Below are 806 nucleotides of genomic sequence, written 5' to 3'. Positions count from 1 at the left end.
AGTTGCACCAAGAGCATCACCATTTCCTTGTTCTTTGACGGCACCAATAACCATGAGCCATCGGACCGTGAGGCCAAGCCGTTGAACACCTCGAACATCGCCCGGCTGTTCCATGCCACCATGGGCTTACGGCCGGGCGATGCTACGGACATTCTTAGTTCTCCTGGCAGCAAGCTGAAGGATCAGGGCCTGTACCGTTACTACATTCCCGGCGTCGGCACCCGTTTCCCGGAGATCGGCGAGTTGAAGCCGATGAGCAGCGGCCTGATCTTCGCCAACGGCGGCGAGGACCGCATCAACTGGGGGCTGACCCGGATCATTGATGCACTATCAATCAATTACACCCAAAACCGCCTGGATGATACTGTTGCCCGGGAGATGATCACCACGCAGATGCGCACCGCCGGCTCGCAGCCGAACGGCTACCGCTACCGCCAGGATGCCTTGCGGCCGCATCTGGAAGCGCTGGCCGAGGCCCGCTATGCCAAACCCCGACCGACGGTGCTGGGCATCCGCCTGTTCGTCTACGGCTTCTCGCGCGGCGCCGCCGAGGCCAGGGTATTCGCCCGCTGGCTGGAGGCGCTGACCCGGCCCGCCGATGCGCCGGAGGGAGCGGTGGAGGTCCAGCACCGCCTGATCGGCATCCCGATCTCGATTCGCTTCATGGGCCTGTTCGACACCGTCGCCACCGTCGGCCTGGCCAATAGCCTGCCGATGGCCGACGGCCATATGGCCTGGGCCGGCGACAGCCAGTTGCGCCTGTCCGACAACCCCCTGTTCCTGGAGCAGTGCCAGCACTTCGTCGC

At 63.9% G+C, this 806-nt stretch carries 1 pseudogene; it reads left to right on the top strand.

From position 1 onward, the window contains the following. Nucleotides 1–81 precede the first annotated feature (81 nt). Nucleotides 82–806: pseudogene (locus NK214_RS24875) on the top strand (DUF2235 domain-containing protein); the annotation flags it as partial.

This window comes from Chromobacterium sp. S0633 (genome assembly GCF_024158805.1).
Taxonomy (GTDB): domain Bacteria; phylum Pseudomonadota; class Gammaproteobacteria; order Burkholderiales; family Chromobacteriaceae; genus Chromobacterium.
Note: the sequence above shows the minus strand (reverse complement) of the source record. Positions and strands in the feature narration are given on the sequence as shown.